Origin of the sequence: Pseudonocardia sp. TRM90224, assembly GCF_021245725.1 — a bacterium.
GTDB lineage: Bacteria > Actinomycetota > Actinomycetes > Mycobacteriales > Pseudonocardiaceae > Pseudonocardia.
In genome coordinates, this window is record NZ_JAJGSX010000031.1 from 86,181 (window position 1) to 104,956 (window position 18,776).

The following is an 18,776-nucleotide window of genomic DNA, read 5'->3' on the forward strand; positions in this document are numbered from 1 at the left end:
CCACCTACTGGAGAGTTGAGGATCGAGCCATGACCGAGACGATCGCCCCGATGCTGACCATCGGGCAGCTCGCCCGCCGGTCCGGTGTGCCGGTGCGGACGATCCGGTTCTGGTCGGACGAGGGTGTGCTGCCCGAGACCGACCGCTCGCTGGGCAACTACCGCCGCTACGACGCGCGCGCCGTCGCCAGGCTCGACCTCGTGCGCACGCTGCGCGAGCTCGGACTCGGGCTCGACGACGTGCGGCTCGTGCTGGAGCGCCGGCGCAGCGTCGAGGACGTCGCCGCGGCGCACGTCCAGGCCATCGATGCCCAGATCCGCACCCTGCGGACCCAGCGGGCCGTCTGCACGCTGCTGGCCCGCGGCGGCACCTCTTCACGGAAGGCGACACTGATGAACGACCTCGCACGGCTCTCCGCCGCCGAGCGGCAACAGATGATCGACGAGTTCGTCGACGCGACCTTCGCCGGCACCGACCCGGAAGCGCCGGGCGCCGGGATCGCCGGCGCGATGCGCATGATGCCGGCGCAGTTGCCGGACGACCCCAGCACCGAGCAGGTGGAGGCGTGGGTGGAGCTGGCCGAGCTGGTCGGCGACCCGACGTTCCGCGAGCGGGTGCGGGAGATGGCGGTGACCGGCTCCCAAAGCGGGGACCAGCAGCAGACGTTCGACCCGGCGCTGGTCGGGCAGCACGTCGAGCCTGCGGTCGCGGCGGGTTTCGCACCCGGCTCCCCGCAGGCGGGTGAGGTGCTCGACCGGATGGGCATGACCGACGGGCGCGCCGAGCTGGCCGCGTCCATCGCCACCTTCACCGACCGTCGCGTGGAGCGCTACTGGCAGCTGATGGGCGTGCTCAACGGCCGGGAGCCGTTCCCCCCGCAGGTGCCGCTCTTCGAGTGGCTGATCGAGGCGCTGCGCGCGCACGCGTGACCGGATCGTTCCGGTGCGGGCCCGGAACGGGCCTCCCGGACCCGGGCCGGCGCGGGTGACGATCGAGGCATGACAACAGCTCTTCTCGTGATCGACGTGCAGGAGTCGTTCCGGCAGCGCGACAGCTGGGCGGAGATCTCGGCGCCCGACATCGCCGAGCGGATCACCCGGCTCGTCGCGCATGCCCGCGACCGCGGCGACACGGTCGTCTGGGTGCTGCACACCGAGCCCGGCACGGGGACGGTGTTCGACCCCGAGCTCGGGCACGTGCGGCTGCTGCCCGGCCTCGACCCGCGCGACGACGAGCCCGTCGTGCACAAGACCAGCCACAACGCGTTCACCTCGACCGATCTCGGCGAGCGGTTGACCGCGCGTGGCGTGACCGACGTCATGGTCACCGGCATCCGCACCGAGCAGTGCTGCGAGACGACCGCACGCGTGGCGAGCGACCTCGGCTACGGCGTGACGTTCGTGCTCGACGCCACCGCGACCCAGCCGCTCCCCCGCTTCGGCGGCGGCGAGCCGCTGACGGTCGAGGAGGTGCTGGAGCGCACGGCGAGCGCACTGCAGGGCCGCTTCGCCGAGGTCGTCAGCATCGACCAGCTGCTGGGCGCGGCTGCCGTGGCACGCTGACCGGATGGTGCGGACGGTCGTCTTCGTGGTGCCGGCGGGGGTGCACCTGCTCGACCTCGCGGGGCCGGCGCAGGTGTTCTCCACCGCGCACGACCTCGTCGGCGACTACCGGCTGGCGTACGTCGGGGACGGCCCGGTGCGCTGCCACCAGGGCATCCCGCTGATCCTCGACGAGCACTGGCCCGTGCTCGGCGCCCGCGACATCGTCGTGGTGCCGGGCTGGCGGGTCGGCAACGGCCCGGCGCCGCGCCCGTTCCCCGTCGGGACGCTCGACCGCATCCGCGCGCACCACGCCGGCGGCGGGCGTGTGGCCAGCGTCTGTGCCGGGGCGTTCGCGCTGGCCGATTCCGGGTTGCTGGACGGGCGGCGCGCGACGACCCACCACGACGTGCAGGACGAGCTGGCCCGCTACCGCCCTGCCGTCGACGTCGTGCGTGACGTGCTGTTCGTGCCGGACGGGCGGGTGTACACGTCGGCGGGGATCGCCAGCGGGATCGACCTCGCGCTGCACCTCGTCGCCGAGGACCACGGACCCGCGGTCGCGGCGCGCGTCGCGCGGACGCTGGTGGTGCCGGCGCGGCGCAACGGCTCCGCGCCGCAGGCCAGCGTGATGCTGCGGCACCGCGACCACCTCGCCGACACCGTGCACCGGGCGCTCGACGTCCTCGACGCCCGCTTCGCCGACCCGCTGCCGCTCGACGAGCTCGCCGCCGCGCTCGGCGTCAGCCCACGCACGCTGACCCGCCGCTTCCACGCCGCCACCGGCACCACCCCACTGCGCTACCAGCACGAGCTGCGCCTGGAGAAGGCCGGCGAGCTGCAGGCGCAAGGGTGGTCGCAGGACGCGGCGGCGCGCGCCGTCGGCTTCACCGACGGCCGGATGCTGCGCCGGCTCCGCTCGAAACCGGCGTAACGGGAAGGGGCCACCCAGGGATCCGTGCGTCCCGCACGCGTTGCCTGGAAAGCCACCTTCCCGGCGCCAGAGGACGGGAAAGTGGCTTTCCAGGCAACCCCAGGGGGTGCTGTGCGAGCGCTTTGCGGCTTCAGTCCTTGCGCCCGCTCACCGCCAGGCCCGCGCCCATCACGATCAGCATGAGGCCGCCGGTGCCGCCGACCTTGCGCAGCCGGGCGGGTGAGGTCGCGAACCACGAGCGGGCCCAGCCCGCGACGAGGCCCCACGCGCTGTCGAGCGTTGTCGCGAGCACGGCGAAGGTCAGGCCCAGCAGCAACATCTGGGTGGTGGCGCTGCCGCGGGCCGGGTCGACGAACGGCGGCAGCACGGCGGCGAAGAAGACCATCGACTTCGGGTTGGTCAGCCCGACCACCACACCCTGCAGGAAGAGCTTCCGGTCGACCGGGCCCGCCGGCTGGGCGAGCGCCTCGACGAGGTCGCCGCGGTGGCGGAAGGTCTGCACGCCCAGGTAGATGAGGTAGGCGGCGCCGGCGTACTTCAGCACCGTGAACAGCTCGGCCGACTGCGCCGCGATAGCGCCGAAGCCGAGTGCGACCACGACCATCACCGCCGCGGCGCCGATGGTGTTGCCGGCGACGCTCGTGAGCGCCGCGCGCCGGCCGTGCGCGAGCGCTCGGCCGACGATGAACAGGACGCTCGGGCCGGGGATGAGCACCAGCACGACCGCGGCCAGCGCGAACGTCAGAAAGGTATGCAGAGACGGCACGGCGCTCACGTTAACCCGATCAGGTGGGCTGGTCAGCCGGTTTCGTCACCAGCCGTAGAAGACCCGCTCGACGACGGCCCGGGCCCGCCGGGTGGTGCGCCGGTACTCGTCGAGGAACACGCCGGGGTCGCCGTCGGCGGGATAGCCCAGCGCGTGCGCGACGGCGGTCAGCTCCCGGCCCGACCGCGGCACCTGGTCGCCCGGCTTGCCGCGCACCAGCATCACCCCGTTGCGGGCCCGGGTCGCCATCGTCCAGCCCGCGGCGAGCTCGGTGACGTCCTCCGCCGTGAGCAACCCCGCCGAGCCGGCCTCGCGCAGCCCGTCCAGCGTCGACGTCGTGCGCAGCTCCGGCAGGTCGCCTGCGTGCTGCAGCTGCAGCAGCTGCACCGTCCACTCGACGTCGGCGAGCCCACCGAGGCCCAGCTTCGTGTGCAGGCTGCGATCGGCGCCGCGGGGCAGCCGCTCGGCGTCGACCCGGGCCTTGATCCGGCGGATCTCGGTGACGGCCGCGGCGCCGATGCCGTCGGCCGGGTAGCGGATCGGGTCGATCATCTCGACGAACCGGCGGCCGAGCTCCTCGTCACCCGCGACGGGCCGGGCCCGCAGCAGCGCCTGCGCCTCCCACGCCTCCGACCAGCGTGCGTAGTAGCTGCGGTAGGACTCCAGCGTCCTGACCAGCGCGCCGGAGCGGCCCTCGGGCCGCAGGTCGGCGTCGACGACGAGCGCCGGGTCGGGGCTGGGCGCGCCCAGCCGCCGGCGCACGGTCTCGGCCGCCGTCGTCGCGAACTTGACGGCGTCCTGGTCGGTCGCGTCGCGCACCGGCTCGCACACGAAGAGCACGTCGGCGTCGCTGCCGTAGCCCAGCTCGGCCCCGCCGAGCCGGCCCATCCCGATCACCGCGATCCGCGCCGGCGCCGGCCCGTCGGTGGTGAGCGTGCGCAGCACCGAGTGCAGGGTTGCGTCGAGCACCGCCACCCACACCGAGCTGAGCGCCTCGCACACCTGCTCGGTCGACAGCTCCCCCAGCAGGTCCGCGCAGGCCACCCGCAGGATCTCGTGGCGGCGCAGCGAGCGCGCGGTGGCCGCGGCCGAGTCCGGGTCCTGCTGCCGCGCCACCGTCGTCAGCAGCGACGCCGCCACCTCCGCGGGCTCGCGCTTCAGCTCGTCGGCCTGGCTCGCGACCGGCGCCGCGAGCAGCCGCAGCACCTCCGGCGCGCGCACGAGCAGGTCGGGGACCAGCGCGGACGTGCCGAGCAGCCGCATGAGCCGCTGCGCGACCAGCCCCTCGTCGCGCAGCAGCCGCAGGTACCACGGGGTGTTCGCGAGCGCCTCGGACACCCGCCGGTAGGCGAGCAGCCCGCGGTCGGGGTCGGGGCTCATCGCGAGGTCGTCGAGCAGCACCGGCAGCAGCGTCTGCTGGATCGCGGCCGCCCGGGAGACGCCGGACGTCAGCGCGCGCAGGTGGTTGAGCGCGCCCTCCGGCGAGGCCCACCCGAGCGCGGCGAGCCGCGCGGCTGCGTCCTTCTCCGAGAGCCGGACGGTGTCGGGCGAGAGCCGCGAGACCGCCGTGAGCAGCGGCCGGTAGAACAGCTTCTCGTGCAGGCGGCGCACCCGCCGCGCGTTGCGCGACCACTCCGCGGTCAGCACACCGACGACGTCGCGTCGCCCGTCGGGGCGCATCCGCGCGGCGCGGGCGAGCCAGCGCAGGCCGGCCGTGTCGTCAGGTGCTGGGAGCAGGTGGGTGCGCAGCATCCGCTGCAGCTGCAGCCGGTGTTCGAGCAGGCGCAGGAACCGGTAGGACGCCGCGAGGTTGGCGCCGTCCTCGCGCCCGATGTAGCCGCCGTCCGACAGCGCGGCGAGCGCCTCGAGGGTCGACGGCGAGCGCAGCGACTCGTCGGTGCGCCCGTGCACCAGCTGCAGCAGCTGCACCGCGAACTCGACGTCACGCAGCCCGCCGGGCCCGAGCTTCAGCTCGCGGTCGGCGTGGTCGGGGCGGATGTGCTCCTCGACGCGGCGGCGCATCGCCTGCACGTCGGGCACGAAGTCCTCGCGGCCGGCGGCGCTCCACACCATCGGCGCGACGGCGTCGGCGTACGCGGCGCCCAGCTCGGGGTCGCCGGCGATCGGACGGGCCTTGAGCAGCGCCTGGAACTCCCAGGTCTTCGCCCAGCGCTTGTAGTAGGAGATGTGTCCGTCGAGCGTGCGCACGAGCGCCCCCTGGCGGCCCTCCGGGCGCAGGTTGGCGTCGACCTGGAAGCACGCCTCCCCCGCGATCCGCATCATCCGGCTTGCCAGGCGGGTGGTGGCCTGGTCGGCGGGCTCGGCGACGAACACGACGTCGACGTCGCTGACGTAGTTCAGCTCGTGCCCGCCGGTCTTGCCCATCGCGATGATCGCGAGCCGGCCGGGCTCGCCGCCCGCCTCGGCCAGCGCGACCGCGAGCGCGGCGTGCAGCGCGGCCGCCGCGAGATCGGCGAGGCGCGCGGCAACGTCCTCGACGGCGAGCACCGGGAGCTCCGGCTCACCGACGGCACCGAGGTCGGCCGCGGCGAGCGCGAGGAGCTCGTCGCGATAGGCGTTGCGCAGCGCCGTGATCGCCTCCGCGCCGGTGAGCTGCGCCGTCGTGCCGCCGGCGGCTCCGGGCGGCGGCGCGTCGGGGTCGGCGCCGACGGCGGTAAGCATCGCCACCACGGCGCCGCGGGCGTCGGCGGGCCCGACGTCGCTGGTGAGCCGCTGCCACCGGTCGGGGTGCGTGATCAGGTGGTCGGCCAGCGCCGTCGAGCTGCCCAGCAGGGCGAGCAGCCGCCCGCGCAGCCCGGCATCGGAGCGCAAGGCGGCGTCGAGGGCCTTCCGGTCGGGGACGGCGGCATAGAGTCGCTCGGCGGAACGCAGCGCCAGATCGGGATCGGGGCTGCGGGCCAGCGCCCACATGATCGACTCGGCGCCGCCGGCCGGCTTGTCGCCCTCCCACCAGCCGAGCTCGCCGAGCGTCGACTCCGACCGCGGCTCCGTGAGCCCGAGCCGCGCCAAAGAACCTCCGGTACGCACGACACGTGATCCTGCCGCACCGCCGGCGCCGGGGTCAGCCCCGCCGGAGCGCGGCGAAGGCGGCGAGGGTGGCGTCGACGTCCGTGCCGGACTCGGGTTGCAGCACCACGTGGCCGACGCCGAGCCGCGCGACGGTCGCCAGGTCCTTCGCCCAGCCGCTCGGCCCGCCGCTGAAGAGGGCGTCGCCGTCGTGGAAGCGGGCGGTGGCGCGCAGCACGACGGGCAGCGCGGTGGGGTCGCGGCCCTCGGCCTCGACGGCCACGCGCCAGAGGTGCAGGTCGGCGGCGAGCTGGTCGACGTCCTCGCGGTAGGGGTGCAGGCCGTCCGCGATCCGCGCGGCCCGCCGGAGCCCGGCCTCCGTCGTGTACCCGAGCAGCAGCGGGACGCTGCCGCGCTCCGGTTTCGGCCCGATGTCCGACGTCGGGACGGGGTAGCGCGGGCTGTCGTGGCACACCGGGTCGGGGCCCCAGATCGCGCGCATCGCGGCGAGGTGCTCGTCGAGCCCCGAGCCCTTGCGGGCCGGCGGCACCCCCGCGGCGGCGAACTCCTCCGCCATCCAGCCCGACGTCACCCCCGCGAGCACCCGCCCGCCGGACAGCCGGTCGAGCGTCGCGAACCTGCGGGCCAGCAGCACCGGTGGGTGGTAGAGCACGTTCACCGCGCTCGTCCCGAGCCGGACCCGCGACGTGCGGGCGGCGACGAACGCGAGCACGTCGATCGGGTCGAACACCGACGTGTACCCCTCGGGCGGCAGCGTGATCGGCACCGGCACCCCCGGCATCGTGACCGGCGCGTGCGGGCGCAGCCAGCGGTCCATCACCCACACCGAGTCGAGCCCGATCTCCTCCGCGCCGACGGCGAGCCGCACCAGCTCGGCACCGTCGACGTGCGCTCCCCCGTTGGGCAGCCCGATCCCCAGCTGCACGTTCGCTGCATCCATGGTTCGACGACGAACGGGCGCACGGCAGATCGACAGCCTGCTAAGCTCGAGGAGCGCCGCCGGGCGCACCCGGTCCGCGGGGAAGGGACGATCCCACCGGCAGCACGGTGAGTGCCTGGCACGAACCTTCTCGCCCGCCGACGCGGACACGGGCCATCCGGAGGTTCGTCATGCCCACCCTGCCTGAGCAACCGTCGCTGGAGCACCTGCGCAAGCAGGCCAAGGCGCTGCGTCGCGAGTGCGCCGTCCCGCTGCACACGGCCCAGCGCGAGGTTGCGCTCTCCTACGGTTTCGCCAGCTGGCCGCGGCTCGTCCGGTTCGTCGAGGCAAGCGGTCTCGGCGGCATCCGCCGCGCGCTCGCCCTCGCCGAGCCGGACCTCCTGCGCGAGCTGCTGGCCGCCGATCCCGGCACCGCCACGGCGCCGATCGACGGGCTGGCGCCGCTGCTCGTGCTGCTGCGCGATTCCGCGGGCGCGCCCTCGGACGTCCGGGGCTGCACAGCGCTGCTGCTCGACGCGGGCGCCGACCCCGACAGCCACACCGTCGAGTGGGGTGGCGAGGGCCGGCAGACCGCACTGTTCGACGCCGTCGAGCGCGCCGACTCCGCGCTGGTCCGGCTGCTCGTCGAGCAGGGCGCCTCTAAGGACGAGGACGCCTTCTACCACGCTTGCGAGCAGTCCGACCTGGCGATGCTGGACCTGCTGTGGGTGCCGGGCCACGAGCGGCTCGTCAACCACAAGCTCGACTTCGAGGACGAGGCCGGGCTGCGCTGGTTCCTCGACCGCGGCGTCGACGTGAACGCCGAGTTCGCGCTGCACCACGCGATCGTCCGCGGCCGCGGTGTGCGGACGTTGACGATGCTGCTCGACGCCGGCGCCGACATCGATCTGCCGTGGGGCCGCTGGGACGTCGGACGCCGCCCGCTCGCGCTGGCCGCCCGCGCGGGGCACCTCGACGCGTACGAGCTGCTGGCCGCCCGTGGCGCCCGCGCCGAGCTGGACGACGTCGACGCCGCGGTGCTGGCGGTGGCCCGCGGCGAGTCCGCGCGCCTGCCCGTCGCGCCGCCGCCCGCGCTGGGCATCCCGGCCGGCACCGGGTACGGCTGGGTGCTGGGGCAGTTCGCGCTGCTCGGGCGGCTCGACGTCGTGCGTGCGCTGCTCGACGCGGGGCTCGACGTCGACACCCGCGGCTGGAGCAACTTCACGCCGCTCGACCAGGCCGCGATGAACGGGCGCACCGATGTCGTCCGGCTGCTGGTCGAACGCGGCGCCGACCTCACCGATCGCGCGTTCGACGACGAGGGCCCCACCCCGCTCGACTGCGCGCTCTGGGGGTTGCGCAACAACCGGGCCGCCGACGGCGACCACCTCGGCACCGTCCGCCTGCTCGTCGAGGCCGGCGCACCCACCCAGCACACCACCCCGACGGGCGGCCCGGCCGTCGACGCCCTGCTCACCCGCTGAAGTTCCCCACCGTTTTGCCAACCTGCACACGCAGAACAGCGCGCAGGTTGGCAAAACGGTGGGCAGGTTGCCGTCGAAGTCGGGGTTGCGTTCGAGTGAACTCACAGTCCTAGCGTCGGGGCATGACGACGATGTTGATCACCGGGGCGAACAAGGGCATCGGGTTCGCGGCCGCACGCGGGCTCGTCGAGGCGGGCCACCACGTCTACCTCGGCAGCCGCGACGCCGAACGCGGGCGCCGGGCAGCCGATCGGCTCGGCGCCACGGCGGTCCAGCTCGACGTCACCGACGACGCGTCCGTGGGCGCCGCGGCCGCCGCGGTGGAGGCTGCCGGCGGGCTCGACGTGCTCGTCAACAACGCCGGCATCCAGGGTGAGCTGAGCAGCGACGGCGTCATCGGTGCCCCCGACCTCACCGCCGAACTCATGCGTCACACGTTCGAGACGAACGTCTTCGGCATCGTGCGGGTGCTGCATGCCTTCCTCCCGATGCTGAGCCGCTCGGCCGCACCGGTCGTGGTGAACGTCAGCAGCGGGCTGGCGTCGTTGAGCCGCGTCACGACCCCGGGCACCCCCGCGTACGCCTACCGCGGTGTTGCGTACCCGGCGTCGAAGACCGCGGTCAACGCGATCACCGTGCAGTACGCCAAGGCGTTCCCCCAGATGCGGATCAACGCCGTCGAGCCCGGCTTCACCAGCACCGATCTCAACGGCCACGCCGGCGCGCAAACCGTCGAGCAGGGTGCCGAGATCATCGTCCGGATGGCTCAGCTCGGCCCCGACGGCCCGACGGGCGGCTACTTCGACGCCGAGGGCGCCCTCCCGTGGTGACCCGCGCACCCGGAGAGCCCGACTCGCCCACCCGAGCGCCCCGACTCGCGCACGCGGGGAGCCCGACTCGCGGGTGGGCGCTCAGCCGAGGGCGTCGTGCAGCTTCTCCACCCGCCGCTTCCCGTCGGCCCGCGCGGCGAGCGCGCCGTCCAGGTCGACCTCGACGAACCGGGTGCGGGTGCCGGGCGCCGACTGCGCGACCACGTCGAGGTCGACGCTGAGCACGGTCGCGACCATCATGTAGCCGCCCCCGGAGACGGCGTCGCGGTGCAGCACGATCGGCTCGACGCTGCCTGGCACCTGGATCGAACCGATCGGGTAGGGCGCGTCGACGATGTTCGACGGGTCCTGGCCCGCCCCGAACGGGGGTTCCCGCTCGACGGTCTCCAGCTCCGCGCCGGAGTAGCGGAAGCCGATCCGGTCGGCGACCGGCGTGAGCTTCCACGTCGTGTCGAGGAAGGTCGCCCGCCCGTCGGTGGACAGGCGATGGTCGTAGAGACCCATCATCACGCGCACCTCGACATCCTTGCTGTACGCGCCCCGCAGCTCGGCGGGCACGACCCGGCCCGCACCGGCGCCGTTCACGCCGTCCCCGATACGCAGCTCGTCGCCCGCGGTCAACGGCCTGCCGTTGTGCCCGCCCAACGCCCCGAGCGCGTACGTCGAGCGGCTGCCGAGCACCTCGGGCACGTCCACCCCGCCGGCCACGGCCAGGTACGCCCGCGCGCCGGCGGTCAGGTACCCGAACGACAGTGTTTCGCCCTCCCCGACGGCGAACGACTCCCACATCGGGCGTTCCTCGCCGTCGACCTTCGGCACCATCGTCGCGCCCGCGACCGCCACCACGGCCGGCGCGGTGAACACGAGCTCCGGTCCCATGTAGACGATCTCCAGGACGGCCGCCCCGTGCGGGTTGCCGACCAGCAGGTTCGCCGCCTGCAACGCGTACTGGTCGAGCGCGCCCGACGGCGGGATGCCCAGGTCGTAGAATCCGGCCCGGCCGCCGTCCTGGACGGTCGTGGAGAGCCCCGGCTTGCGAACCGTGATCATGCGAGCACCTCCAGCAGCTTCGCGTTGTAACCGTCGGGGTCCTCGAGGAACGGCGCCAGTGCGAACTCCACGTCGTGCTGGACGATCCGGAACGTCCCCGCCTCCACCTCGGCGAGGTGCGCGTCGTACGTCTCGCGGTCGATCGGCCGGAACTTCACGATGTCGGCCGGCCGGAAGAACACCATGAAGTCGGCGAAGTCCGGCATCGACTGCGTCGGGTCGTAGATCGGCGCCGGGGTGATCCCGAACATCTGGTAACCACCGGCCCCGCGCACCGAGTAGATGCACGAGAAGCACCCGCCGTACCCCACGGTCTGCTTGGGTGTGTCGGTGCGCGGGCGCAGGTACTTCGGCACCACGATCTGGCGGTCCTGCGGCACCATCTGGAACAGGAAAGGCAGCCCTGCGACGAAACCGACCATCGAGGTGAACCACGGCGAGCCCGAGTGCGCGGCGATGAACTCCTCGACGTCGCCGTAGCCGTTGATCCGCGCCGCGTACTCGATGTCGGTGCCGTCGGGGTCCTGGTGGCGGTCGCGGAACCGCATGAGCGTCTCGGTGGTCCACGGGTCGCGGTAGAGCACCGGGATCTCCACGACCCGCGTGGGGAGCGTGACGTCCGCGGCGTCGCCGACCTGCTTCTCCAGCTCCTGCAACCGGCTCTGCAACTCCCGCGGCGCGAGCACGTCGGGGTCGTAGCGCACCTGGTAGGACGCATTGGCCGGGCAGATCTCCAGCACCCCGTCGGGCCGGTCGTCACGCAGCGCCTTGGTGATCGCCATGGCCCGGAAGTTGGCCTGCAGGCTCATCTCCTCGGCCAGCTCCACGAACACGAACTCGTCCCCGCCCCAGCTGTACCGGGCGGGAGAGACATCCGTCATGCCAACCACTCCTCCAATGTGCCCGTGTGGAAGTCAGCAGCCGCGAACCACGGCTCGTCCAGCAGCGTCCGGTGCAGCGACGCCGTTGTGACCACCCCCTCGACGTCCAGCTCGCCCAGCGCCCGGCGCGCGCGGCCCAGCGCCGTGTCGCGGTCGGGCCCCCAGACGCAGAGCTTCGCGAGCAGCGAGTCGTAGAAGGGCGGCACGGCGGTGTCCGGCTCCAGCCAGGTGTCGCAGCGCACCCACGGCCCGCCGGGCAGCGTGATCCGCCCGATCCGGCCCGGCTGCGGCAGGAATCCCTTGTCGGGATCCTCCGCGCAGATCCGGAACTCGATCGCGTGCCCGCGCGCCACGACGTCGGACTGCCGCAGCCCGAGCGGCTCGCCCGCCGCGATCCGCAGCTGCTCCGCAACGAGGTCGACACCGGTGACGAGCTCGGTGATCGGGTGCTCGACCTGGATGCGGGTGTTCATCTCCAGGAAGAACACCTCGTCGGTCTCGTCGTCGACGAGGAACTCGACGGTGCCGGCGCTGCGGTAGCCGACCTCGCGGGCCAGCCGCACCGCCGCGCCCGTCAGCGCCGCGCGCACACCGTCGTCGATGCCCGGCGCGGTCGCCTCCTCGACGACCTTCTGCCGGCGCCGCTGCAGCGAGCACTCGCGCTCGTGGACGTGCACGACGTCGTGGCCGTCGCCGAGCACCTGCACCTCGACGTGCCGCGCCTTGCGCACGAACCGCTCCAGGTACATCCGGCCGTCACCGAACGCGCTCTGCGCCTCGCGCGACGCCGCGGGGAACGACTTGACCAGCGCGGCCTCGTCGTCGACGACCCTGATGCCGCGCCCGCCACCGCCGGCCGCGGCCTTGAGCATCACCGGGTAGCCGATGTCGCCGGCAGCCGCGACGGCGGCGCCGACGTCCTGCACCCCACCCGGCGTGCCGGGGACCGTCGGGACACCCGCCTTCGCGGCCACCTCACGCGCCGCGACCTTGTCGCCCATCCGCTCGATCACCTGCGCGTCCGGCCCGACGAACGTCAGCCCGGCCTCGGCCACCGCCGCGGCGAACGACGCCCGCTCGGACAGGAACCCGTACCCGGGATGCACGGCGTCGACGCCCGCCGAACGAGCCGCATCGACGATCGTCGCCGCGTTCAGGTAGCTCTTCGCCGCCGGTGACGGCCCGATGTGCACCGCGCTGTCGGCGAGCCGCACGTGCAGCGCCTCGGCGTCGGCGTCGCTGTGCACCGCGACCGTCGCGATGCCGAGATCACGAGCAGCGCGGATGACCCGCACCGCGATCTCTCCCCGGTTCGCGACGAGCAGGCGCTCCACCTACTCCGTCCCGGCGCCGTCGGTCTCGACGACCGCGACGACCTGCCCCGCGTCGACCTCCGCCTCGTTCTCCACGAGGAACTCCACCACGGTGCCGGCGGCACCGGCCGGCACCTCGTGGAACGACTTCATGACCTCCACCAGGCCGACCGTGTCGTCGGCGCCGACGCTGCGGCCGGTGTCGGTGAACAACTCGCTCTCGGGGTCGGGTTTTCGGTAGAAGACGCCGGGGATGGGCGAGACCACCTCGTGCCTGGTCATGCTGCTCCTCTCGCGGGCAGGTACGGGCCGAGCGCTTCGCGGACGGCTCCGGCCAGCTCGACGGCGTTCGGGGTGTCGGAATGCACGCAGACGCAGTCGGCGCGCACCGGGATCTCGCTGCCGTCGGTGGCGGTCGCGACGCCGTCGGTCACCGCGCGCAACGCTCCGGCCGCGGACGCTGCGGGGTCGAACGCCTGGTGCACGCGGGTGATCACCAGCGAGCCGTCGGGCCGGTAGTCGAGGTCGGCGTAGTACTCGGAGATGAAGCCCGCCGGCCGGGCGCCCCACACCTTCTCGTGCACGGTGCCGGCCATCCCCATCAGCGGCACCCCGAACACCTCCGCGGCGTCGGCGACGGCACCGGCGACCTCCTCGTCGCGCGCCGCCATGCCGTAGAGCGAGCCGTGTGCCTTGATGTGGTTGAGCTCCATGTCCTGCTCGCGCAGGAACGCCACCAGGGCGCCCACCTGGTACAGCACCGCCGCGGTGAGCTCCGCGCGGTCCATCTTCATCTCCCGCCGCCCGAAGCCCTCGCGGTCGGGCAGCGACGGGTGCGCGCCAACCTTCACCCCGTGCCGCTTGGCCAGCGCGACCGTCGAGCGCATCACCGACGGGTCGGAGGCGTGGAACCCGCAGGCCACATTCGCGAGCGTGATCAGTGGCATCAGGCCCTCGTCGTCGCCGCAGCGGTAGATGCTGAAGGCCTCTCCCATATCGCAGTTGATGTCCACCATCACCGGGTAGCCCCTCGAATGGCCCGCCACACCTTCTCCGGCGAGGCCGGCATGTCGATGTGCGTGACGCCGAGGTGCGCGACGGCGTCGATCACGGAGTTCAGCACCGCGGGCGACGACCCGATCGCGCCCGACTCCCCGATGCCCTTCACACCCATCGGGTTGGTCGGCGACGGCGTGACGGTCGAGCCCAGCTCGAAGTGCGGCAGGTCGGTCGCGGTGGGGAACTGGTAGTCCGCGAGCGTCGCCGTGGTCGGGTTGCCGGCCTCGTCGTAGGTCGCCTCCTCGTACAGCGCCTGCCCGATGCCTTGGGCGATGCCGCCGTGCAGCTGCCCCGCGACGATCTCCGGGTTCACGACGTGCCCGCAGTCGTCCACCGCGACGAACCGCTGGATGCGGACGGCACCGGTCTCGGTGTCGACCTCCGACACGCAGATGTGCGTCCCGAACGGCCAGGTGAAGTTCGGCGGGTCGAACGTGTTGTCGGCCGAGAGCAGCGGCTCCATGCCCTCGGGCAGGTTGTCGGCCAGGTAGGCCGCCATCGCGACCTCCTGGATGGACAGCCCAGCGCCGGTGCCGGCGACGGCGAACCGGCCGCCCTCGAACGTCAGGTCGTCCTCAGCCGCTTCAAGCAGGTGCGCGGCGATCGCGCGCGCCTTGTCGACGACCTTGCCGGCCGCCATGTGCACCGACACCCCGCCGACGGGGAGGCTGCGCGAGCCGTAGGTGTCGCGCCCGAACGGCGCCACCGCGGTGTCGGAGTGCAGCACCTCGACGTCGTCGGGGTGCACGCCGAGCGCGTCGGCCGCGATCTGCGACCACGCCGTCTCGTGCCCCTGCCCGTGCGGCGACGTCCCGGTGACGACCTCGACCTTGCCGCTGACCAGCATGCGGACCGTCGCGGCCTCCCAGCCGCCGCTCTGCAGCCGCACCCCGGCGGCGACCTTCGACGGCGAGAGCCCGCCGCTCTCGGTGAAGTTGCCGATGCCGATCCCGATCTGCACCGTGTCGCCGGCCTCGCGGCGGCGGCGCTGCTCGGCACGCACCTCGTCGTAGCCGACCATGCGCATCGCCTCGCGCATGCAGCCCTCGTAGTTGCCGGAGTCGTACATGACACCCGACGCGACCGTGCGCGGCTCGTCGAACGGCTCGATGAGGTTGCGCAGCCGCAGCTCCGCGGGATCCATGCCCAGCTCGCGGGCGAGGTCGTCCATGATCCGCTCGTGCGCGTAGGCCGCCTCCGAACGGCCGGCGCCGCGGTAGGCGTCGGTCGGGGTGAGGTTGGTGAACACGCCCTTGCAGCCGAAGGAGTAGGCACCGAAGTCGTAGAGGCCGCAGTAGGTGAACGCGCCGAAGACGGCGATGCCCGGGGTGAGCAGCTGCAGGTAGGCGCCCATGTCGGCGAGCAGCTCCACCTTCATCCCGAGGATCTTGCCCTCGCGGGTGGCCGCAACCGCCATGCGCTGCACCTGCCCGCGCCCGTGCGTCGTCGCGACGTGGTTCTCCGAGCGGGTCTCGGTCCACTTCACCGGCTTGTGCAGGCGCCGGGCCAGCGCGAGGGCGAGCGCCTCCTCCGCGTAGACGTTGAGCTTCGAGCCGAACCCGCCGCCGACGTCCGGCGCCACCACACGCAGCTTCGAGTCGGAGATCCCGCAGACCATCGCGACGATGTCGCGCAGGAAGTGCGGCACCTGCGTGGAGCTGTAGATCGTGAAGCCGCCACCGACCGGGTCGGGGTTGACCAGCACCGCACGCGGCTCCATCGCGGAGGGGATCACCCGCTGCTGCAGGTAGCGCCCCTCGACGACGACGTCGGCCTGCGCGAACGCCGCGTCGACGTCGCCGACCACCATCGGCCACGTGTAGCAGTGGTTGGTGCCGAGCGACTCGTGCACCAGCGGCGCGCCCTCGGCCAGCGCAGCCTCGATGTCGACGACGGCGGGCAGCTCGTCGTACTCGACGTCGACCAGGCCGGCGGCGTCCGCCGCGGTCGCGGCGTCGGTGGCGATCACGACCGCGACCCCGTCGCCGACGTGGTTGACCTCGCCGCGCGCGAGCGGCGGGTGGTCGGGCACCTTGATGTCCTCGGTGACCGGCCAGCCGCACGGCAGCCCGATCGCGAAGTCGCCGGCGAGGTCCTCGCCGGTCAGGACGTCGACGACGCCGGGGAGCTGCTTCGCCGCCGTGACGTCGACGCCGGTGATCCGGGCGTGCGCGAGCGGGCTGCGCACCAGCGCGAGATGCAGGGCGCCGGGCACGCTGATCCCGTCGGTCCAGGTGCCGCGGCCGGTGGTGAGGGCGGCGTCCTCGCGGCGCCGCACGCTCTGCCCGACGTACCTCTCGACGGTCTCGGTCACGATCGGTGCTCCTCTCGCGCGGACGGCCCTGTCCTGGTTCCGACGCTAACGCCGTGGCCAGGCCGCCGGAAGTCGCCGATCAGTTCCAAATGTCCGGGTCTGGCGCTGCGCGGATCGGCGCGCTCCGGCCGGAGAACGGGTGGGTTTCCCGCGCTTGCGGAACCGGGCCCGTCGCCGTTCCGCGGGTGCGGTCGAGCGGTGCCGCTTCACCGCCCTTCCACGCGTGCGGGCGTTGAATCGGCCGCGCACGACCTGCAAGGGGGGAACCACGATGACGTTCGGCGAGCCGGCCTGGCTGCTCCTGATCGTTGGGGTAGGAGGGCTCGGCGCCGCGTACGTGTGGCTGCTGGGCGTCCGGCGGCGCGACACCGCCCGCTTCACCGCGCTCGAACTGCTCGAGACCGTGCTGCCGCGCGGGATGCCGTGGTGGCGCCACGTGCCGACGGCCGCGATCCTGCTCGCGCTCGTGCTGATGACCGTCGGGCTCGCCGGGCCGATGGGCGAGACGAAGGTGCCGCGCAACAAGGCGACGATCATGCTGGCGATCGACGTCTCGCTCTCGATGAAGGCCACCGACATCTCCCCCACCCGGCTCGCCGCCGCGCAGGCCGCGGCGACGTCGTTCGTGCGGGAGCTGCCCGCCGGCATCAACGTCGGGCTGGTCACCTTCGCCGGCACCGCCGCCGTCGTCGTCTCCCCGACCAACGACCGCGACGTCATGCAGCGCGCCATCGCCGGCATGAAGCTCGCCCCGTCGACCGCCACCGGCGAGGCGATCTTCGCGTCGCTGCAGGCGGTGGAGACGTTCACCGGTTCACTCGGGACCGCCACGCCGGGCGCCCCGCCCGCGCACATCGTGCTGATGAGCGACGGCAGCCAGACCACCCCCGACGGGCCGGACGCCGAGAACCTCCCGCGCGGCGCGTACACAGCGGCAAGAGCGGCGAACGCCGCGGGCGTGCCGGTCTCGACGATCGCGTTCGGCACCCCGTACGGCAGCGTCGACATCGACGGCCGCTCGGAGTCGGTCGCCGTCGACGAGCGGGCCATGAGCGAGGTCGCCCGCATCGGCGGCGGCACCCCCTACAGCGCCTCCACCGAGCTGGAACTGCGCGACATCTACACGACCGTCGGCGACCTCATCGGGTACGAGACGCAGTTCGTCGACATCAGCAAACCGTGGTTCGCCGTCGGCACACTGCTGACGATGGCGGGGCTGGGCAGCGCCGTAGCGTTCGGCCGACGCATCCCCTGACGCGGGTGAGTCGACACCTCCAGCACGGCGAGTCGACACCTGCGGCACGGCGAGTCGACACTTTCAGCACGGTGAGTCGTCACCTGCGGCACGGCGAGTCCCACGTTTCGGCGGGCGAGTCGCGCGTTTCGGGTGGGTGGGGTGGGTTCTCGACGTGGTTCGTTGGGTGGGTTCGTGGCGGGTGGTCTCGTGGCGGTGGTCTTGTCGGGCTTGGTGGTCGCGCGTTTTTAAGGGCGCCCTCGCCGGGCGGGCAGATCTCCGGGATGGTTGGGTCGTGCCATCCCGTCGACCTCCTTGGGGGATACCACACGGCCGCCCGTGGGCAGAGCTTGCTTTGTTGTCTTGCGTTTCGTTGAGGGCCGCCCACGGGCGGCCGTGTGGTGGGGATTTCTCCAGGTCGACGGGATGGCACTCTCGGCTCCACCTGTGGGTGGCGGGCACGCCTTTGGTGCGACCGCGCAGACCTCGTGGTGTCCGCGCAGAGGTTGTGCGGTCTGCGACGTCACACCTGGGTCTGCGCGGTGGGAAAACCGTCTCTAGACGGCACCACAGGACAGAGGACCACCCTCTATCCGCAGGCTGATCGTCGGGACTGGAGTGCAGGTCGGGGACGGCAGGCGACGCAACCAGGAAATACGCTCTTCACCCAACCCAGCCACCTCAGGAACCGGGGGAAGAAGTCGAAATTGGAGTGGCTATGGATCTTTGCCGCGTCTAAAATGGAGGTATGTCCGAGAACCTGCAGACCGCCCTCGCCGGTGTGGAACAACTGCAGGTAGACACCCTGGTCGGGACGTTCGAGGAACGCTGCACTGCGACCCGCGAGTTAGAAGTTCTGGGGCGTCGGCTGGACTTTGCGAGGGTTTGCGCGATCAGCGCCTTTGTTTGCGAGGGTGGCTTTCACGCGCGTGGGTACAAGTCTCCGATCCACGCGATCCGGGATCTGTGGAACCTCGACCACAACGACGCCAAACGGTACGTCACCGCCGCCGAGCACATCTGCCCTCGGATCGCCCTGGACGGTCAGGTGTTGGCCCCGCGGCTGCCCGCCAGTGCAGCCGCGTTCGAGGCCGGGGTGATGAGCCTGCGGCACGTCGAGAAGATCGTCCAGGTCCTCGGCTCGAAGGAAGCGGGGCGGTTGACCCCGGCGGACTGTGCGTATGTCGAAGCCCAGCTTGCTGAACAGGCGGCGGTGTTCGACCCGCAAGGTCTCTTCACCCTGGGGATGCGGGCGGTCCGGTCGTTCGACCAGGACGGACCCGAACCCGACGACGGACCGGAGTCCGAGGTCAACGAGCTGACCATCGGGCGTGTCACGCGAACGGTGTAAGCCGCGGGTGGACCAAGATCGACCGCTGTGATCGACATGGCGGTCGGGAAGG

At 72.7% G+C, this 18,776-nt stretch carries 16 protein-coding genes; 7 read left to right on the forward strand and 9 right to left on the reverse strand.

The annotated features are described in order from the left end of the window. The first annotated feature begins 29 nt into the window (after positions 1 to 29). The 3 genes from LL648_RS31740 to LL648_RS31750 all read left to right on the forward strand — a co-directional run bounded on the left by LL648_RS31740 (position 30) and on the right by LL648_RS31750 (position 2,475). Entirely contained in the window at positions 30 to 929 is a 900-nt protein-coding gene (locus LL648_RS31740) for a helix-turn-helix domain-containing protein (protein ID WP_232666474.1), read from the forward strand. 69 nt (positions 930 to 998) lie between these two features. Beyond that, positions 999 to 1,562 (forward strand): cysteine hydrolase family protein, encoded by a 564-nt coding sequence (locus tag LL648_RS31745; RefSeq protein ID WP_232666475.1) that lies wholly within the window; start codon positions 999 to 1,001, stop codon positions 1,560 to 1,562. Positions 1,563 to 1,566: 4 nt separating this feature from the next. Next, positions 1,567 to 2,475 (forward strand): GlxA family transcriptional regulator, encoded by a 909-nt coding sequence (locus tag LL648_RS31750; protein WP_232666476.1) that lies wholly within the window; start codon positions 1,567 to 1,569, stop codon positions 2,473 to 2,475. Positions 2,476 to 2,605: 130 nt separating this feature from the next. Here the strand turns inward: LL648_RS31750 and LL648_RS31755 are convergent, their stop codons facing one another. From LL648_RS31755 to LL648_RS31765, 3 genes are read right to left on the reverse strand one after another with little or no spacing between them, the layout of a single operon-like run. Then, entirely contained in the window at positions 2,606 to 3,241 is a 636-nt protein-coding gene (locus LL648_RS31755) for a LysE family translocator (RefSeq protein WP_232666477.1), read from the reverse strand. 45 nt (positions 3,242 to 3,286) lie between these two features. Beyond that, positions 3,287 to 6,289, reverse strand: a complete 3,003-nt coding sequence (locus LL648_RS31760; RefSeq protein WP_232666478.1) for a bifunctional [glutamine synthetase] adenylyltransferase/[glutamine synthetase]-adenylyl-L-tyrosine phosphorylase — start codon at positions 6,287 to 6,289, stop codon at positions 3,287 to 3,289. A 34-nt stretch (positions 6,290 to 6,323) separates the two neighbouring features. After that, the gene (locus LL648_RS31765) at positions 6,324 to 7,229 is read right to left on the reverse strand and encodes a TIGR03619 family F420-dependent LLM class oxidoreductase (RefSeq protein WP_232666479.1); all 906 of its coding nucleotides are present in this window, start codon (positions 7,227 to 7,229) and stop codon (positions 6,324 to 6,326) included. A 170-nt stretch (positions 7,230 to 7,399) separates the two neighbouring features. Between LL648_RS31765 and LL648_RS31770 the strand changes: the two genes are divergently transcribed. After that, positions 7,400 to 8,692 carry an ankyrin repeat domain-containing protein gene (locus LL648_RS31770; RefSeq protein ID WP_232666480.1) on the forward strand — a complete coding sequence of 431 codons (1,293 nt, stop codon included), beginning with the start codon at positions 7,400 to 7,402 and terminating at the stop codon, positions 8,690 to 8,692. 122 nt (positions 8,693 to 8,814) lie between these two features. Beyond that, positions 8,815 to 9,522, forward strand: coding sequence for an SDR family NAD(P)-dependent oxidoreductase (locus LL648_RS31775; protein ID WP_232666481.1), 708 nt, complete (start codon positions 8,815 to 8,817; stop codon positions 9,520 to 9,522). 81 nt (positions 9,523 to 9,603) lie between these two features. Here LL648_RS31775 and LL648_RS31780 read toward each other — a convergent pair whose 3' ends face one another. From LL648_RS31780 to LL648_RS31805, 6 genes are read right to left on the reverse strand one after another with little or no spacing between them, the layout of a single operon-like run. Further along, on the reverse strand, positions 9,604 to 10,572 hold the full coding sequence (locus tag LL648_RS31780; protein WP_232666482.1) for a biotin-dependent carboxyltransferase family protein: 969 nt from the start codon (positions 10,570 to 10,572) through the stop codon (positions 9,604 to 9,606). After that, complete coding sequence (locus LL648_RS31785; protein ID WP_232666483.1) at positions 10,569 to 11,453, reverse strand: 5-oxoprolinase subunit B family protein; 885 nt, start codon at positions 11,451 to 11,453, stop codon at positions 10,569 to 10,571. Before LL648_RS31785 ends, LL648_RS31780 begins: the two co-directional genes overlap by 4 nt. Next, positions 11,450 to 12,787 (reverse strand): acetyl-CoA carboxylase biotin carboxylase subunit, encoded by a 1,338-nt coding sequence (locus LL648_RS31790; RefSeq protein WP_232666484.1) that lies wholly within the window; start codon positions 12,785 to 12,787, stop codon positions 11,450 to 11,452. The genes LL648_RS31785 and LL648_RS31790 overlap by 4 nt, the downstream gene beginning before the upstream one ends. Then, entirely contained in the window at positions 12,788 to 13,048 is a 261-nt protein-coding gene (locus tag LL648_RS31795; RefSeq protein ID WP_232666485.1) for an acetyl-CoA carboxylase, read from the reverse strand. Further along, positions 13,045 to 13,782 carry a 5-oxoprolinase subunit PxpA gene (gene pxpA / locus LL648_RS31800; RefSeq protein WP_374112140.1) on the reverse strand — a complete coding sequence of 246 codons (738 nt, stop codon included), beginning with the start codon at positions 13,780 to 13,782 and terminating at the stop codon, positions 13,045 to 13,047. The genes LL648_RS31795 and pxpA overlap by 4 nt, the downstream gene beginning before the upstream one ends. Further along, positions 13,782 to 16,139: a xanthine dehydrogenase family protein molybdopterin-binding subunit gene (locus tag LL648_RS31805; RefSeq protein WP_232666487.1), complete on the reverse strand. Its 2,358-nt coding sequence runs from the start codon at positions 16,137 to 16,139 to the stop codon at positions 13,782 to 13,784. The genes pxpA and LL648_RS31805 overlap by 1 nt, the downstream gene beginning before the upstream one ends. 271 nt (positions 16,140 to 16,410) lie before the next feature. On the opposite strand from LL648_RS31805, the gene LL648_RS31810 reads away from it, so the two are divergent. Both LL648_RS31810 and LL648_RS31815 read left to right on the forward strand, forming a co-directional pair. Continuing rightward, complete coding sequence (locus tag LL648_RS31810) at positions 16,411 to 17,394, forward strand: VWA domain-containing protein (protein WP_232666488.1); 984 nt, start codon at positions 16,411 to 16,413, stop codon at positions 17,392 to 17,394. Positions 17,395 to 18,121: 727 nt separating this feature from the next. Next, on the forward strand, positions 18,122 to 18,724 hold the full coding sequence (locus tag LL648_RS31815) for a DUF222 domain-containing protein (protein WP_232666489.1): 603 nt from the start codon (positions 18,122 to 18,124) through the stop codon (positions 18,722 to 18,724). Positions 18,725 to 18,776: the final 52 nt, after the last annotated feature.

Excerpts from the sequence above, each read along its gene's own strand:
- LL648_RS31740 (WP_232666474.1), top strand. The coding sequence starts at position 30 with ATGACCGAGACGATCGCCCCGATGCTGACCATCGGGCAGCTCGCCCGC.
- LL648_RS31745 (WP_232666475.1), top strand. The coding sequence starts at position 999 with ATGACAACAGCTCTTCTCGTGATCGACGTGCAGGAGTCGTTCCGGCAG.
- LL648_RS31750 (WP_232666476.1), top strand. The coding sequence starts at position 1,567 with ATGGTGCGGACGGTCGTCTTCGTGGTGCCGGCGGGGGTGCACCTGCTC.
- LL648_RS31765 (WP_232666479.1), bottom strand. The coding sequence starts at position 7,229 with ATGGATGCAGCGAACGTGCAGCTGGGGATCGGGCTGCCCAACGGGGGA.
- LL648_RS31770 (WP_232666480.1), top strand. The coding sequence starts at position 7,400 with ATGCCCACCCTGCCTGAGCAACCGTCGCTGGAGCACCTGCGCAAGCAG.
- LL648_RS31775 (WP_232666481.1), top strand. The coding sequence starts at position 8,815 with ATGACGACGATGTTGATCACCGGGGCGAACAAGGGCATCGGGTTCGCG.
- LL648_RS31780 (WP_232666482.1), bottom strand. The coding sequence starts at position 10,572 with ATGATCACGGTTCGCAAGCCGGGGCTCTCCACGACCGTCCAGGACGGC.
- LL648_RS31785 (WP_232666483.1), bottom strand. The coding sequence starts at position 11,453 with ATGACGGATGTCTCTCCCGCCCGGTACAGCTGGGGCGGGGACGAGTTC.
- LL648_RS31795 (WP_232666485.1), bottom strand. The coding sequence starts at position 13,048 with ATGACCAGGCACGAGGTGGTCTCGCCCATCCCCGGCGTCTTCTACCGA.
- pxpA (WP_374112140.1), bottom strand. The coding sequence starts at position 13,782 with ATGGTGGACATCAACTGCGATATGGGAGAGGCCTTCAGCATCTACCGC.
- LL648_RS31810 (WP_232666488.1), top strand. The coding sequence starts at position 16,411 with ATGACGTTCGGCGAGCCGGCCTGGCTGCTCCTGATCGTTGGGGTAGGA.
- LL648_RS31815 (WP_232666489.1), top strand. The coding sequence starts at position 18,122 with ATGTCCGAGAACCTGCAGACCGCCCTCGCCGGTGTGGAACAACTGCAG.